This is a genomic window from Aminobacter sp. SR38, from assembly GCF_014843375.1.
GTDB classification, from domain to species: Bacteria; Pseudomonadota; Alphaproteobacteria; order Rhizobiales; family Rhizobiaceae; genus Aminobacter; species Aminobacter ciceronei.
On sequence record NZ_CP062112.1, the window covers coordinates 4,175,713 to 4,190,475 of the forward strand.

Annotated in this window: 14 protein-coding genes and 1 pseudogene; 8 read left to right on the forward strand and 7 right to left on the reverse strand. The window is 64.2% G+C overall.

The features are described from left to right. Positions 1-21 precede the first annotated feature (21 nt). The 4 genes from IG197_RS20470 to IG197_RS20485 form a co-directional block, all read right to left on the reverse strand. Positions 22-1,473 (reverse strand): UdgX family uracil-DNA binding protein, encoded by a 1,452-nt coding sequence (locus IG197_RS20470; protein WP_192314626.1) that lies wholly within the window; start codon positions 1,471-1,473, stop codon positions 22-24. After that, complete coding sequence (locus tag IG197_RS20475) at positions 1,470-2,708, reverse strand: putative DNA modification/repair radical SAM protein (protein WP_192314629.1); 1,239 nt, start codon at positions 2,706-2,708, stop codon at positions 1,470-1,472. The genes IG197_RS20470 and IG197_RS20475 overlap by 4 nt, the downstream gene beginning before the upstream one ends. 112 nt (positions 2,709-2,820) lie before the next feature. Beyond that, entirely contained in the window at positions 2,821-4,209 is a 1,389-nt protein-coding gene (locus tag IG197_RS20480) for a glutamine synthetase family protein (protein WP_192314631.1), read from the reverse strand. 30 nt (positions 4,210-4,239) lie between these two features. After that, positions 4,240-5,625, reverse strand: a complete 1,386-nt coding sequence (locus IG197_RS20485; protein WP_371746471.1) for an aspartate aminotransferase family protein — start codon at positions 5,623-5,625, stop codon at positions 4,240-4,242. Between the two features lie 151 nt (positions 5,626-5,776). On the opposite strand from IG197_RS20485, the gene IG197_RS20490 reads away from it, so the two are divergent. Continuing rightward, the gene (locus IG197_RS20490) at positions 5,777-6,229 is read left to right on the forward strand and encodes a hypothetical protein (protein WP_131922232.1); all 453 of its coding nucleotides are present in this window, start codon (positions 5,777-5,779) and stop codon (positions 6,227-6,229) included. 49 nt (positions 6,230-6,278) lie between these two features. On the opposite strand, the gene IG197_RS20495 is transcribed toward IG197_RS20490, so the two are convergent. Further along, positions 6,279-6,710, reverse strand: a complete 432-nt coding sequence (locus tag IG197_RS20495) for a MarR family winged helix-turn-helix transcriptional regulator (RefSeq protein WP_115733676.1) — start codon at positions 6,708-6,710, stop codon at positions 6,279-6,281. Positions 6,711-6,784: 74 nt separating this feature from the next. Here IG197_RS20495 and IG197_RS20500 point away from each other — a divergent pair, with 74 nt between their 5' ends. Then, entirely contained in the window at positions 6,785-7,237 is a 453-nt protein-coding gene (locus IG197_RS20500) for a hypothetical protein (RefSeq protein WP_192314633.1), read from the forward strand. Between the two features lie 60 nt (positions 7,238-7,297). Here IG197_RS20500 and IG197_RS20505 read toward each other — a convergent pair whose 3' ends face one another. Together IG197_RS20505 and IG197_RS20510 are read right to left on the reverse strand one after the other, a co-directional pair. Then, the gene (locus IG197_RS20505; RefSeq protein WP_192314635.1) at positions 7,298-8,272 is read right to left on the reverse strand and encodes a WD40 repeat domain-containing protein; all 975 of its coding nucleotides are present in this window, start codon (positions 8,270-8,272) and stop codon (positions 7,298-7,300) included. Between the two features lie 158 nt (positions 8,273-8,430). Beyond that, entirely contained in the window at positions 8,431-9,513 is a 1,083-nt protein-coding gene (locus IG197_RS20510; protein WP_067958095.1) for a GTP-binding protein, read from the reverse strand. Positions 9,514-9,758: 245 nt separating this feature from the next. On the opposite strand from IG197_RS20510, the gene IG197_RS20515 reads away from it, so the two are divergent. The 6 genes and pseudogenes from IG197_RS20515 to IG197_RS20540 form a co-directional block, all read left to right on the forward strand. Further along, positions 9,759-10,430 (forward strand): intradiol ring-cleavage dioxygenase, encoded by a 672-nt coding sequence (locus tag IG197_RS20515; protein WP_246765204.1) that lies wholly within the window; start codon positions 9,759-9,761, stop codon positions 10,428-10,430. A gap of 198 nt (positions 10,431-10,628) precedes the next feature. After that, complete coding sequence (locus tag IG197_RS20520; protein WP_067966171.1) at positions 10,629-11,141, forward strand: MarR family winged helix-turn-helix transcriptional regulator; 513 nt, start codon at positions 10,629-10,631, stop codon at positions 11,139-11,141. A gap of 131 nt (positions 11,142-11,272) precedes the next feature. Next, complete coding sequence (locus tag IG197_RS20525; RefSeq protein WP_192314637.1) at positions 11,273-12,211, forward strand: DMT family transporter; 939 nt, start codon at positions 11,273-11,275, stop codon at positions 12,209-12,211. A gap of 64 nt (positions 12,212-12,275) precedes the next feature. Next, positions 12,276-13,310 (forward strand): LacI family DNA-binding transcriptional regulator, encoded by a 1,035-nt coding sequence (locus IG197_RS20530; protein ID WP_067958100.1) that lies wholly within the window; start codon positions 12,276-12,278, stop codon positions 13,308-13,310. Next, positions 13,307-14,290 carry a 2-hydroxyacid dehydrogenase gene (locus IG197_RS20535; RefSeq protein ID WP_192314639.1) on the forward strand — a complete coding sequence of 328 codons (984 nt, stop codon included), beginning with the start codon at positions 13,307-13,309 and terminating at the stop codon, positions 14,288-14,290. Before IG197_RS20530 ends, IG197_RS20535 begins: the two co-directional genes overlap by 4 nt. Before the next feature lie 50 nt (positions 14,291-14,340). Beyond that, positions 14,341-14,624: pseudogene (locus IG197_RS20540) on the forward strand (transcriptional regulator); the annotation flags it as partial. Positions 14,625-14,763: the final 139 nt, after the last annotated feature.

The following is a 14,763-nucleotide window of genomic DNA, read 5'->3' on the forward strand; positions in this document are numbered from 1 at the left end:
GGGACGGGTCTTGGCCTTGCGTTAGCCGGCCATCATCGCGCGCACCGTCCTGATGTCGGCGACGAAGCGGGCGCGCTCGGCTGCCGCCTCCTGCGGGTCGCGGATGCGCAGGATGTAGGACGGGTGGATCGTCAGGAAAACGGCGAGGCCGTCGTCGCGTTTGATGGTCTGCCCGCGCTGTTTGGTGATCGCCACCGGCGCCTCCAGCAGCGACTGGGCCGCGGTCGCGCCGAGCGCCACCATCAGCTTCGGCTTTAGCAGCGTCACCTCCTGCGCCAGCCACCAGCGGCAAGCCTGCACCTCGCCGGCATTGGGCTTGCTGTGGATGCGACGCTTGCCGCGCGGTTCGAACTTGAAGTGCTTGACGGCATTGGTGACGTAGACTGCCGTCCGCTCGATGCCGGCTTCGCCGAGCACCGCGTCGAAGATCTTGCCGGCCGGGCCGACGAATGGCCGGCCCTGCAGGTCCTCCTGGTCACCGGGCTGCTCGCCGACAAACACCAGTTCGGCATTGTCAGAACCCTCGCCGAACACCGTCTGCGTCGCCTCGCTCCACAGCGGACAGCGCCGGCACTGGCTTGCTTGCTGGCGCAGAGCGTCGATCGAATGCGCCTCTGTCTCCGGCGACGGCTCCAAAGCCGGCCAGTGTCTGGCTTGTATCGCCTGGTGATGCGCTGCGGGCATCGTCGGCATCCTCGCGATCATCTCCCGGGCAGCCGCGTCGGCGCCTGATATCAGCTCCGGAATGAGCGACGCCTCGGGAAGGTTCCGCCAATACTTCTTGGGCATCTCCGCCTGCATCGCCTTCACCTTGAGGCGGGCGGGATTGAAGATGTTGGCGAAATAGGTCCGCCACATCTCCTCCGACTGGTCGGCAGCGGGCGCATCATCCTTCGAAGCGCCGGGGCCTAGCGCCAGTCTTTCGCGGTCCCATTCAGCCGAGCCGTGTGGCGTCAGGATCGCCCAGTGCATGCGGGTAAAGCGACGCACGAAGAACGGTGCTGCCAATTCGAGGATGAAGTGGTCAGGCTCGAACCAGGCGACGAAGCGCTCTTCGTCACCGTCGCCGATCTTCCGGAAACGGACGAAGGCATGCATCTTGTGCTCGTCGCGCCTGACCGACTTTTCCATCGCCTCGAAGCGGCGCACGTCGGGGTCGGAGGCGATGCGGAGCAAATGAGGCTCGCTACGCTGCCGCCACAGCAGCCGATAGAGCAGTGCGAAACGTTCGCTGTCGGAATGGCAGGTGACGATGGCCGCGCGCTCGATGAAATCTCGGGAGACCCTGAGTTCGACGCCCGGGGTCGGCGCCGGCAGCTCGTCCCCTTCGCCACCGACATGCCATTCGATGTCCTCGGGCTTCACCTCGTTGGTGCTCAGCCTGCGTGCCGCATCGCGCCAGCCGTCGAAGTCGGTCGGGCCGGCGAGATGCACGGCGTAAGCGGCCAGTGGGAAGGCGGGTTGGCCGGTCATCGGAACAGCTCGAGCTGCCGCGGCTTCGGCGCAATCGCCTCGCGCAGCCGTGCAGCGTCGGTGGCGGCGCCCGGCGACCAGCCGTCGGCGACGATGAACGGGCGGACCTTGGTGATGGATTGGCAAAGACGGCCAACGTCCTCGAGCCGCAACCGCTTGAAGCGGCGGGTCTCCAGGATACGCTCCACTGCGCGCGTGCCGAGGCCCGGGATGCGCAGCAGCCTCTCCTTGTCGGCGCGGTTGACGTCGAGGGGAAAGGAGGCGCGGTTGCGCAGCGCCCAGGCGAGCTTGGGGTCGATCTCCAGGTCGAGCATGCCGTCAGGCGTGCCGTCGAGGATCTCGCCCTGTTCAAAGCCGTAGAAGCGCATCAGCCAATCTGCCTGGTAGAGCCGGTGTTCGCGCATCAGCGGCGGCTTCCTCAGGGGCAGGGCAGAGGAGGCGTCGGGGATCGGGCTGAAGGCCGAGTAGTAGACGCGCCGCAGCTGGTAGCTGCCGTAAAGGCGAGCGCTGGTCTTGAGGATGCCGGCATCTGAAGTGGCGTCGGCGCCGACGATCATCTGCGTCGACTGCCCGCCGGGAGCAAAGCGTTCACGCGTTTTCGTCCTCAATGTCGGCTCCGCCTTCTCCTCGATCTTCGAGCGCAACTTTGCCATCGAGACGCGGATCGTCTCAGGTCGCTTCTCCGGCGCCAGTCGTTTCACCCCCTCATCGGTCGGCAATTCGACATTGATCGACAGGCGGTCGGCATAGAGGCCGGCCTTTTCGACCAACTCGGCCGAGGCTTCCGGGATCGTCTTGAGATGGATGTAGCCGCCGAACTTTTCGTCGAGCCTCAGCCGCCTGGCCACCTCCACCATCTCGGTCATGGTCTCGTCGGGCGAGCGGATGACGCCGGACGAGAGGAACAATCCCTCGATGTAGTTGCGTTTATAGAAATCCATGGTCAACCGCACCACCTCGTCGACCGTGAAGCGGGCGCGGCGGACATTGGAGGAGGAGCGGTTGATGCAGTAGCTGCAGTCGTAGATGCAGAAATTGGTCAGCAGGATCTTGAGCAGCGAAATGCAGCGGCCGTCGGGCGCGTAAGAGTGGCAGATGCCCATGCCCTCGGTCGAACCGATGCCGCGCGACTTAAGCGAGTCGCGGCCGCCGGCACCCGAAGAGGCGCAGGAGGCGTCATATTTCGCGGCGTCGGAAAGGATCGCGAGTTTCTCGCGGGTCGAAAGAACTGTCATTCGTTCATGATATGTTCTTTTGGCTGCCAAGGCCAGAGGGTTCGCTATGATGCGGCAAATTGTGAACGACGTGTCGGCGAATGGATGGCGGTGTTAGCCGCCATCCCGGGGATCACACCTCGTGCAGATAAAGGTGGTAGTCGAGCTCGCTCACCGTGCGGGCGACGCGCAGGTATTCGCTTTCCTTGATCGCCGTAAACGTGCGGTGCAGGTCGTGGCCCAGCGCCTCGCGCAGGAACTCCGACGCTTTCGCCGCCTCGATCGCCGATCGCCAGTCCGGCGGCATCACGCTTTCGGTGCCTTCGGCCTGTTCGTAACCGTTGCCTGATGTCTCAGGACCGGGGTCCAGCTGTTCCTCCAGCCCCTTCGAGATGCCGGCGAGGATGGTCGCCGCGACGAGGTAGGGGTTGGCGTCGACGCCAGAGGGACGGTGCTCGATGCGGCGGTTCTTGGCGTCGCCCGCCGGCACGCGTAGCGCCACCGAGCGGTTGTTGACGCCCCAGGTCGGGGCCACCGGAGCGTAGGACTGGGAGACGAAGCGACGCCAGGAGTTGGCATGCGGCGCAAACACCAGCATCGATTCCGCCATCGTCTCGGCGAGGCCGCCGAGCGCGTGTAGCAGCTTGGGCTCCCAGGTGCCTTCTTCGGCTTCGGTGAAGACGTTGTTGCCGTCGCTGTCGAGCAACGAGACGTGAAAATGCATGCCCGAGCCGGCATATTTCTCGATCGGCTTGGCCATGAAGCAGGCGGTGACACCGTGGCGGCGGGCCTGGGCACGCACCAGCCGCTTCAGCATCAGCAGGTCGTCGGCGGCCTGCATGACGTCCTTACGGTAGCGCAAAGTGAGTTCGTACTGGCCCGGCGCATATTCCGAGATCACCGTCTCGGCGGGAATGCCTTGTGCCTTGGCGGCGGCATAGATGTCGGAGAACAGCGGTTCCATGCCGTGCAGGTGGTCGACCGAATAGACTTCTGTCTTGCCGGACGCGCGGCCGTCGAGCACGGCACGGGCCGGTTGGACCTTGCCGTCGCCGTCGCGCTCCTTGGCGAGCAGGAAAAATTCGAGCTCGAAGGCGCCGGCGGGGTAGAGTCCCTTTTCGGCCAGCCTGTCGACCTGCCACTTCAGCGCCAGCCGAGGGTCCGAGGTCATCGGCGCGCCGTCGAGATGGAACATCGACATCAGCACCTGGCCGCGGGCCGGGCTTGTGCCGTGCAAAGACTTCAGCGTGCCAGGGATCGGCCAGGCGCGCATGTCGCCGTCGCCAGAGTCCCAGATCAGGCCGGTTTCGTGGACGTCCTCGCCTGTGATGTCCAGGCCGAGGATGGAAATGGGCAGGTGGCGCCCGCCTTCGTAGAGCCCCATCAACTCATGGCGGCGGATGATCTTGCCGCGGCCAACGCCATTGGCGTCGGTCAAGACGATGTCGAAGGCTTCGATATCAGGGTTCGCGTCGAGAAAGGCTCTGGCCTCGTCGACGGTCGAGCCGGAAGGTGATGTCATGATGTCACTCGATTGTCCTTGTGCCTTGTCTCATGCCGCAAGACGGGCGGCAATATCGTCGAAAGCTGCGACCAGCTTGTCGACCTGCCGCGCTGTCGTCACCGGCGAGACCAGCATCATGTTGTGGAACGGCGCGATCAGCACACCGCGATTGACCAGCGCCACATGCATGGCAGCCTCCAGCCGGGAGGCATGCGCATGCTCGGCCTCGCCGCCATTGCGCAGCGGGCCGGGCGCGCAGATGAATTCGGCACGGGCGCCGACGCGCATCACGTGCCAGGGCAGTTTCCGTTTTCGGATCGCCTTGTCGAGGCCGGTTGCGAGCCGTTCGGCCAGCTTCTCCATGTGGGCGTAGTTTTCTTCGGTCATCACCTCTTCGAGCGTGGCACGCATCGCTGCGAACTGGAGGGGATTGGCCGACAGAGTCGTGCCCATGCCGGAATAGCCCGGCTCCTTGGTGGCATTGTAGGCGGCGTAGTGGGCGGCGACCTCCTCGCTCATACCCCAGACACTGGCCGGCACGCCGCCGGCGACAGGCTTGCCGAGCACGAACAGGTCGGGGTCGAGATTGTGCTCCCTGGTGTAGCCGCCCGGGCCGGTCGAGATGGTATGGGTCTCGTCGATCAAAAGCAGCGTGCCGGCCTTACGGGTTAGCGCGCGCACGCCTTCGAGAAAGCCGGGTTCCGGCAGCACCATGCAGGAGTTGGTCAGCACCGGCTCCGTGATGACGCAGGCGACATCGCCATGGCTCAGTGCCTTTTCCAGTGCTGCAAGATCGTTGAATTCGACGATGCGCGTGCGGGCGGTGAGGTCACGGAATTCCCCTGCCAGCCCGGGGCGGTTGATCGGCTTGCCGTCGGCGAGCCGCACCATCGTCTCGTCGACCGCACCGTGGTAGCAGCCGTTGAAGACGAGAATCTTGTCGCGGCCGGTGATGGCCCGCGCGACGCGCAGGGCAAAGCGGTTGGCGTCGGTGGCGGTGGTGGCGATCTGCCAATGTGGCAGGCCGAAGCGTTTTGCCAGCAATAGGCCGAGAGTGAGCGAATCTTCCGACGGCAGCATGTAGGTCAGGCCGCGGGCTGCCTGTCTGCGGATGGCGCGGGCGACAGGCGCCGGCGAATGGCCGAACATCGAGCCGGTGTCGCCGAGGCAAAAGTCGGCCAGCCTGATGCCGTCGACATCGGTGATGGTGGCGCCGTTCGCCTTGTCGACAAGAATGGGAAAGGGCGTCGGCCAGTCTTTCATCCAGTGCATCGGAACGCCGTTGAAGAACCCTGCTAGGCCGTTGCCCAACGCGGCCTCCGATTTGGGCCGGGCGCGGCGGAAGATTTCCGCCTCCGTCGCTGCAAGCTCTGCGATGCGCGACAGCGGCACGCCGCCTTCGGTGGCTTCAGGTCGTTCGATGCGATTCATCATGGCTCCCATTGGACAGACGGGCGCCACTCTAGCCAGCCGCCACTGCAAACGGCAACTGGCCGTTGCAACGGTCTCTATTGGCTCAGCGCGGCCGTCTTGACCCGGCCGTCGCAATGGCGATCATCAGACTGTGCTTTGGGGGGAGATGCCGATGCGTGCTATCATGACCGCCATGTCGATCCTGCTTGCCGCGGGCCCGGCCGGTGCCTCTGGCGGGCTCTCATGCGGTGCCAAGGATGAGGCGGTGAACCTGACCATCGAGAGTGGCGTCACTCGTGGCATGGGCAGCCCGGTGTTCAATTTCCGCGGCGAGATCGAGATTTCGGAAAAGGCGATCTCGCAGGATCTGCGCAAGATGAGCTTCGAACGCGACCATCTCGCGCAATACTGGCTCGACGGCGAGGAGTTGCGCATGGTCGTCTACCGCGAGCGCGAAGCCGACAAGCCGCATGGCTATGTCGAGATCACGGTAAGAACCAAGTCCGGCGATGAGGGCGACTATATCGGCCAGTATTCGGTCACCGTGTTCGACATGACTGACGCCACCGGCGGCGAAGGCAAGACCTACAATTTCACCGGCCGGGCCACCTGCCTGGTGGAATAGTCGAGCCGGATAGGTCGACGCTGGTTTCGCTCTTCGCGCAGGCTGGTGGTCAATCTTTATGCATGGCAGCAATGGCGCGCCGCATCAGCGCCAGAAAGGTGTCCCGTTCCTCTTCGGAAAAGCCTGCCAGCGCCGCCTCGTTCTGGGCGCGGGCGGCGGTGGTCGCCGGGTCGCGAAGCGCTTTTGCTCTCGGCGTCAGGTGGATGGCCTGCGAGCGTCCGTCGTCCGGGTTGGCGCGCCGCTCTATCAGGCCGTCGCGCTCCATCCTTGTCAGCGTGTTGGCCATCGTTGCCTGTTCGACGTCGAGGCGCCGCACCAGCTCGCGCTGGGGTAGCCCATCCTCGTCCCACAAGGCCAGCAGCGTCATGAACTGTGCCGGTGCCAGATCGAGTGGACGAATGCGCTCGTGCAGGCCCTTGGCGAACAGGCGTGCCATCTGGTTGGCGAGATATCCGGCGGAGCGTTCTTTCTGAAAAGCCATGCCGCGAGGAATAGCTGTTGAATAGCATGCTATGCAATGATATATAGCTTGCTATGTAAACTGGAGGTTCGACGATGAAAGCGAAACTTCATGCCGCTGCCGGCGGGGTTGCCTTGCTCACTGTCAGCTGTTTCTGGATTGCCACAATTGCCGCTGAACTGACCGCCAACGCCGAGATCATCGCCACGGCAAAGGCCGTAATTCTCGCCGGCATGGTGGTGCTCATCCCGGCGATGATCATTGCCGGTGGCACGGGATTCTCGCTCGGCAAGGGCTGGAGGCGCCCTGGCGTCCAGCACAAGAAGCGGCGCATGCGCATCATCGCCGCCAATGGCCTGCTGGTGCTGCTGCCGTCGGCCTATGTACTTGCCGGCTGGGCGGCGGAAGGCCGTTTCGATACGGCCTTCATCATCGTGCAGACAGTGGAGCTGGCGGCCGGAGCCGTCAACATTGCGCTTCTGTCGCTCAATATGCGCGACGGCTTGGCACTGCGGCGCAAGCCGGCGGGGGCTGTACGCGCCGGCTGAGTTTGAGCGGGACCGCATCATTCCAGGAAAAGCCGCTTCACGTCTCTCCCTGGAGTTGTGCTAGCCGGTGATGTCGATGACGCCGCAATCGCCGGCGGCGCTGCCAAAGGCGAGACGGCGTTCTTCCTTGTCCCAGGCCATCGAGGTGATGGCGCCCTTGCCGGGGCGGCGCAGCAGCACTTCCTTGGCGTCGGCAAAACGGACCGCCAGCACCATGCCGTCTTCATAGCCGATGGCGACGATGTCTTCGCTCGGATGGCAGGCAACCGAGGTCACCATGGTGTTGCCGCGCGTGCCGAGTTCCAGCGGCGCCTTGCCCATCGGGCCGTCCTTGCCTGTGAAGGGCCAGACGATCGCCGCCGGCGCGCCGGAGCTGGCCAGCCATTTGCCCTTGGCGCTCCACGACAGGCTCTTCACCTTGGCGGGATAGCCGGTCATGCGCATGTGCTTGGCATCGACGAGTTTCCAGCCGTGCAGGGCGTTTTCCTGCATGGTGGTCACCAGGAATGCGCCGTCGGGCGAAAACGTGATGCCGGTATGCGCACCGTCCCATTGCAGTTCGGTCGGCGTGCCGTCGGCGGCGGGGAAATGCAGCGTCGCGCCATTGTAGCGGGCAACGCCGATGCGCATGCCCTTCGGCGAAAAGGCCACGCCCTCGACCGAGCGCGGGTGGGCGAACTCCTTGGTCTTGCCGTCGGCGAAGCGCACCCAGGCATTGCGGCCGCTGGCGTAAGCCACGGCTCCCTGCGGGCCTGAAGCGACCGACGTCACCCACTTCTTGCCGACGCTCGCCAGTTCAGCCGTAACGCCGGCCGAGGTCAGCGTCATCACCTTGCCGTCTTCGCCGCCCGAGATCATCAGGTCGTTTTTGGCCGTCGTCGTCGCCGACAGCAGCCCGTCATGCAGCCTGACCGACTTCTGGCCATGGTCGAGCCAGTGCACCATGCCGTCGGCAAGCGCAAAGAAGGGAATGTCGTCGAGGAAGCTTGCAGTGACGCAATGTCCGTCGAGATCAAGCGGGGCGACTGTCGGCATGGGCTGTAAAACTTCCGGTGCTGATTTGTCCTCACCCCTAAGGACAGGGTGAGCAAGCGTCAACTTCGACACTGGGTCGACGCTGGCGCTCAGCTCGCATCTGAGGCGAGGCAAGTGATCGGCTCCCGATACATCGAGGGCCGTGGGTTTTCCGATGGCTAGGCTGCCTGGCAAGCCTCGAAGCTGCGCTTCAGGCGCTCGGCGTCGAGTTCGCGGCCGATGAACACCAGCCGGCTCTCGTGCTTTTCGTCGTCCTTCCAGGCACGCTGGTGGTCGCCTTCGATGATCATGTGCACACCCTGGATGACGTAGCGGTCCGGATCGTCCTTGATGGCGATGATGCCCTTGAGGCGCAGGATGTTGGGGCCTTCCATCTGGGTGATCTTCTCGATCCAGGGGAAGAACTTCTTGGAATCCATCTCGCCGCCGCGCAGCGATACCGACTGCACCGTCACGTCGTGGATCGGCGACACCGCGCCATGCTCGTGGTGGTCGTGATCATGATGGTCATGATCGTGGTGGTGATGATGGTGGTCGTGGTCGCAGTTCGGGCCGCATTCATGATCGTGGTGGTGGTCATGATCATGGGCGTCGAGGAAATGCGGGTCGTCGGCCAGCACGCGCTTCAGGTCGAAAGCGCCGCGGTCGAGCACCTGGTCGAGCGCCACGCCGGCGCGGGTGGTGCGATGGATCCTGGCGGACGGGTTGATGGCGCGCACGGCAGCCTCGACGTCGCGCAGCTCGTCTGATGTAACCAGGTCGGTCTTGTTCAGCACGACGACGTCGGCGAAGGCGATCTGGTCTTCTGCCTCGCGGCTGTCCTTGAGGCGCAGCGGCAGGTGCTTGGCATCGACGAGCGCCACGACCGCGTCGAGCTTGGTCTTGGAGCGGACGTCGTCGTCCATGAAAAAGGTCTGGGCGACCGGCACCGGGTCGGCGAGGCCGGTGGTCTCGACGACGATGGCGTCGAAACGGCCCGGGCGGCGCATCAGGCCTTCGACGACGCGGATCAGGTCGCCGCGGACGGTGCAACAGACGCAGCCATTGTTCATCTCGTAGATTTCCTCGTCGGATTCTACGATCAGGTCATTGTCGATGCCGATCTCGCCGAATTCGTTGACGATGACCGCATATCGCTTGCCATGGTTCTCGGACAGGATGCGATTGAGTAGCGTCGTCTTGCCGGAACCGAGATAGCCGGTCAGCACGGTGACGGGGATTTGGGTCTGGGTTTCGGTCATGGTCGTCCTCGGGATCGAATAGAGGCCTCATATAGGATGCCGGCCAAGCTTTTGCACGTCTCAAACGGCATCATGGCGCCACCCTTGCGTACATTACGGAAGTTTCATTGGGAGGACGGCCGGCCCGCACCTAGATTGATGGCCAGGCAAGGGCTTGCCGACCCCATTTCGCGGAGACAGCCAGCGATGCACAAGGCATCCTTTCCAGCAAACTCAACCGCCGCCGGGCGCTCGGTCTGATCGCGGTGACGGCCGGCGGCAGCGCGCTCGTACCGGTTCAGCTGTTCGCGCGGCAGGCCTCGCCGCAATCTGCATCGCTGCTTTTGCCGGAAGCCGGCGTCTGCTCGATTACACCCGAAACCACCGAAGGCCCCTATTATTTCGACCCGGAGCTCGAGCGCAGCGAGATCACCGAAGGCCGCGAAGGCGTCGGCCTCACCGTACGCCTGCAGATCGTCGATGAAGCATGCAATCCGATCGAGGGCGCGCGTGTCGACCTCTGGCACTGCGATGCCACGGGGCACTATTCCGGCTATCCCGGCCAGGGCGACAAGCGCGACGTCGATACGTCAGGCGAAAAATTCCTGCGCGGCTGGCAGCGGGCCGACACGGCCGGCATCGCGACTTTCCAGACCATCTATCCCGGCTGGTACCGCGGTCGCACCACCCACATCCACTTCAAGGCGTTTCCGGAGGAGGGCAGGGCCATGACCGGGCAGATGTTCTTTCCCGACGATCTCAGCGAGCAGATCTTCTCGACCAGGGCGCCCTACAATCAGCGTGGCGGACAACGCGACACGATGAACGCCGACGACGGCAGCCTGCGCCGCGCCGGTTCCGGCGTGCAGAGCACGGTGCGCGAAGCCGCATCCGCCTACGAGGCGCTGATGATCGTTGCCGTAAGACGGGCAGGATGACGTCTATCGACCGGAAGATTTGCCGGCGAAGCGTATCTGTCATCGAACTGTAACATGCGTCTGGCACAGAGCGCTCGTGCGGGTGGTCGGTTGCCGGCAAAACGAGCAGGCAACAATCTCCCGTGCGGTCGATTGCAAAGGGCCACGCAGCAACTATTCTCGGCCATCACGGTACGAGGCGTGGCGCAGGAGATGCGGATGTCCAAGTCCAACAAAGGCGCGGCGATGAGCCGGCTTCACCAGGTCGCCCGACTGGCGCGCACCTCGCTGGCCGCACGGCTTCTGGCGCATGGCTTTTATGCCGGCCAGGACCAGATCATGCTGTCGCTGCACGATGATGACGGCCAGACCCCCGGCCAGCTCGCTTCGCGCCTCGGCGTGCGGCCGCCGACCATCACCAAGACCATCAACCGGCTGCAGGCCCAGGGATTCCTGGAAAAGCGCGCATCGGACACCGACGCCCGCCAGGCCCACATCTTCCTCACCGAGACCGGCCGTGACGCCATCCGCGCCGTCGAAAAGTCGGTCAAGAAGACCGAAAAGCAAGCGCTCAAAGGTTTTGACAAGAAGGACGTCAAGCAGCTTTCCAAGCTCCTGCTGCGCATTGAGGCCAACCTGTCCGACCTGACCCTGATCGACGACGAGGCTGCCGCCGACGTCGAGGGCACGACCGAGGTCGAGCCCGAAGTGGAAGCCGAAGCGGCGGAGTAACCGCCACGGCAGAGACATTCCATCCCGGTTTCCGGGATGGAAAATAGCCTGGTCCACGTCTTTTGCCTTGCCGGGCAGCCGCGATAGGCGCAATAGCCAAGCATCCCTAGTCATTTGCCCGGCCTGCCAGCGTGTCTCCTCAAAAACCAGCAGAAACCGCAACGCCATCATCGGCGATCCTGCTGATATTTGCCTCGGGCCTGGTGTTTTCCTTCCTGGACACCAGCGCCAAGCATCTCGTCACATCAGGTATGGCGGCACCCTTCGTCACCTGGGTGCGTTTTGCCGTGCATGCGCTGATCGTGCTCGTGCTGTTCAAGGCTTGGGAGCGGCCGGAGCGGCTGGTGCCGCAGAGCCTGTGGCTGCAGATCCTGCGCGCCGTCTTCATGTTCGGCTCGACGATCTTCAATTTCCTCGCGCTGCAGACCCTGCAACTGGCCGAAACCGTGTCGATCAACTTCGCCAGCCCGATGGTCATCACCGCCCTTGCCGGGCCGCTGCTTGGCGAATGGGCCGGCTGGCGGCGATGGCTCGCGGTCTTCGTCGGCTTCATCGGCGTGCTCGTCATCACCCGGCCGGGCTTCGGCGGCTTCGACATGGGGCACATCTTTTCGCTCTGCGCCATGCTGAGCTCGTCGCTCTACACCATCATGACGCGCCAGATGGGCAGGCGCGAGACGGCCGAGAGCCTGATCCTCTATTCGGCAGTGGTTCCTGCGCTCTTCATGCTGCCGGCCGTGCCGCTCGCCGGTTCGCTGCCGGCACATCTTTATGACTGGCTGGTGTTGTTCGGGCTCGGCGTCTTCGGCGGCTTCGGCCACTGGCTGCTGATCAAGGCCTACCAGCGCGCCTCTGCTACGGCACTTGCGCCTTACCCCTATCTGCAGATGGTCTGGATGATCATCCTGGGCTGGCTGGTGTTCCACCAGTTGCCCGACCGCTGGACGCTTGCCGGTGCCGCGATCATCGTTGCCAGCGGCCTCTACATCATCCACCGCGAGCACACGCTGAGGGTCCGGAACCGCGCCGCGCCGAGTGCCGAAACCGAAGAGCTGGCAAAAAAGCTTTGATTTGCCGTTGAACAATGGCATACGGCTTTAAACGGTTTAAAAGACCGTCCGTTCACGCTTGCGGATGGAGGGCCCGCTGGCTCAGAAGATCAAGCTTTCGACGATAGCCGACGCGCTCGGCGTTTCGACCGCGACAGTATCGCTTGCGCTGCGCGACAGCCCTCTTGTCGCCGACGTCACCCGTGATCGCATCAAGCAGCATGCCCGCGAGATTGGCTACATCTACAACCGCCGCGCCGCCAGCTTGCGCACCTCGCGCTCGGGCATCGTGGGCGTCGTCGTCCACGACATCATGAATCCGTTCTATGCCGAGATCCTGCGCTCCATCGAGAGCGAGCTCGACCGCAGCCGCCAGACCTTCATTCTCTCCAACCACTATGACGATCTGGAGAAGCAGCGCACCTTCGTCGACACGCTTTTGCAGCTCGGCGCCGATGGCGTGATCATGTCGCCGGCCATCGGCACGCCGCCCGAGGACATCATCATGGCCGAGGAGAACGGCCTGCCGGCGGTGTTGATCGCGCGCTCTGTCGAAGGTGCAGAGGTGCCCGTTTTTCGCGGCGACGACGCCTATGGCACGGCGCTTGCCACCAACCACCTGATCTCGCTCGGCCACAAGCGCATCGCCATGATCGGCGGCACCGACCAGACCTCGACCGGCCGCCACCGCTATCAGGGTTATCTCAACGCCATGGAAGCGGCGGGCCTGGAAGTGCTGCCGACCTGGCGCATCGCCGGACCGCGCACCAAGCAGGGCGGCTTCGAGGCGGCCGGACAGTTCTTGGCGCTGAAGGACAAGCCGACCGCAGCTTGCTGCTGGAACGACCTCGTCGCCATCGGCCTGATGAACGGCATCGCGCGTGCCGGCCTCGTGCCGGGCATCGACGTTTCCGTCACCGGCTACGACGATCTCGAGGAAGCGCAGATCGCGACGCCGGCGCTGACCACTGTGTGGAACGGCCAGCGCGAGGTCGGCCGTCGAGCGGCAAGCGCGCTTCTCGACAAGCTCAACGGCCAGTCGGTGCGCCCGTCGCAGGAACTGATCAAGCCCGAGCTGCATGTCAGGCAGTCGACGGGAAAGCCCAAAGAGCGCACATGACTGTGCCAGCCATCGAGGCGCCGTCAGTCCTGATTCCCGGACTGCTGCACCCCCGCGTCACCGAGCGACTCAGGTCGGCATTTTCTCTTGTCCATCTGGCATCCAGCGATCCCGCGCTGCTGACAGAGGAGATGAAGGCAAGGGTGCGTGGCATAGCCTCGGCGGGACAGGTCGATGCGGCGTTCATCGACGCTTTGCCCAATCTCGAGATCATCGCCAATTTCGGCGTCGGCTACGATGGTGTCGACGCGCGCCATGCCGGCTTGCGCGGCATCATGGTCACCAACACGCCCGATGTCCTTACCGAAGAAGTTGCCGACGCTGCGGTCGGCCTGCTCATCAACACGGTGCGCGAACTGCCGCGGGCCGAGGCATGGCTGCGCGACGGGCGCTGGGTCAGCGAGGGCGGCTATCGGCTGACGCCGGGCACGCTGCGCGGCCGCCGCATCGGCATCTTCTGCATGGGCCGCATCGGTCGTGCCATCGCCCGCCGGCTCGAAGCTTTCGGACTGCCGATCGCCTACCACAACCGCCGCCCGGTCGAGGGCGTGGCGTACGCCTACCATCCGACGCTGAAGGAACTGGCTTTGTCTGTCGACACGCTTGTGTCGGTTGCGCCTGCCACGCCGCAGACCGCAAAGATTGTCGATGCCGGCATTTTCGAGGCGCTCGGCGCCAACGGGGTTTTCGTCAATGTCGGCCGTGGCGCCACCGTCGATGAGGCAGCGCTTGTCGATGCCCTGTCGAAAGGCACGATCCTTGCCGCCGGCCTCGACGTCTTCGCTGACGAGCCCAACGTGCCGCAGGCCCTCATCGACTTGCCGAACGCTACGTTGCTGCCCCACGTGGCCTCCGCCACAGTTCATACCCGGAAAGCGATGGCCGACCTTGCGGCCGACAACATCTTTTCGTGGTTTTCACATGCGCGCCGGGCGCTGACGCCGGTACCCGAGACCGGGCATGTGACGGCAAAAATCTAGCTGAGCCAACCTGGCTGGGATCGACCTGTCCCCCGATCAGGACGCGCTGGGCGCTGAAGGACAGGCCGGCTGCCGTCTGCTGCTGGCACGACCTCGTCGCCATCGGCCCGACGGCCTTGCGCGCGCCGGCCTCGTGCCGAGCATCGACGTCTCGGCCATCGGCTATGACCTTGCGGAAGCGCAGATCGTGACTCCGGCGCTGGAACGGCGTGCGCTAAGTCGGCCGTCGCGCCGCCCGTCGCAGGAACTGATCAAGTCCGAGCTGCATGTCAGGCAGTCCACAGGAAAGCCGAAGGAACACGCAATCGCGCCAAAGTCCGGACAAGGCTGCTGACGACCCATCGGGAACACTGGCGCCTCGATCCCGTGGGTGAGGACAGCCGAAGCGTCTCCAAGCTGTCATATTAGACCGTCGTTACATGTTGCGCTTGCGCACCATAAGGTTGTGTACGTGTACAGCTTCCCCCGTAGGG

Bases quoted from the DNA above. Each gene is read 5' to 3' on its own strand.
- IG197_RS20475 (WP_192314629.1), bottom strand. From the start codon at position 2,708: ATGACAGTTCTTTCGACCCGCGAGAAACTCGCGATCCTTTCCGACGCC.
- IG197_RS20510 (WP_067958095.1), bottom strand. From the start codon at position 9,513: ATGACCGAAACCCAGACCCAAATCCCCGTCACCGTGCTGACCGGCTAT.
- IG197_RS20480 (WP_192314631.1), bottom strand. From the start codon at position 4,209: ATGACATCACCTTCCGGCTCGACCGTCGACGAGGCCAGAGCCTTTCTC.
- IG197_RS20485 (WP_371746471.1), bottom strand. From the start codon at position 5,625: ATGATGAATCGCATCGAACGACCTGAAGCCACCGAAGGCGGCGTGCCG.
- IG197_RS20530 (WP_067958100.1), top strand. From the start codon at position 12,276: ATGGAGGGCCCGCTGGCTCAGAAGATCAAGCTTTCGACGATAGCCGAC.
- IG197_RS20505 (WP_192314635.1), bottom strand. From the start codon at position 8,272: ATGCCGACAGTCGCCCCGCTTGATCTCGACGGACATTGCGTCACTGCA.
- IG197_RS20520 (WP_067966171.1), top strand. From the start codon at position 10,629: ATGTCCAAGTCCAACAAAGGCGCGGCGATGAGCCGGCTTCACCAGGTC.
- IG197_RS20495 (WP_115733676.1), bottom strand. From the start codon at position 6,710: ATGGCTTTTCAGAAAGAACGCTCCGCCGGATATCTCGCCAACCAGATG.
- IG197_RS20470 (WP_192314626.1), bottom strand. From the start codon at position 1,473: ATGACCGGCCAACCCGCCTTCCCACTGGCCGCTTACGCCGTGCATCTC.
- IG197_RS20490 (WP_131922232.1), top strand. From the start codon at position 5,777: ATGCGTGCTATCATGACCGCCATGTCGATCCTGCTTGCCGCGGGCCCG.
- IG197_RS20500 (WP_192314633.1), top strand. From the start codon at position 6,785: ATGAAAGCGAAACTTCATGCCGCTGCCGGCGGGGTTGCCTTGCTCACT.
- IG197_RS20535 (WP_192314639.1), top strand. From the start codon at position 13,307: ATGACTGTGCCAGCCATCGAGGCGCCGTCAGTCCTGATTCCCGGACTG.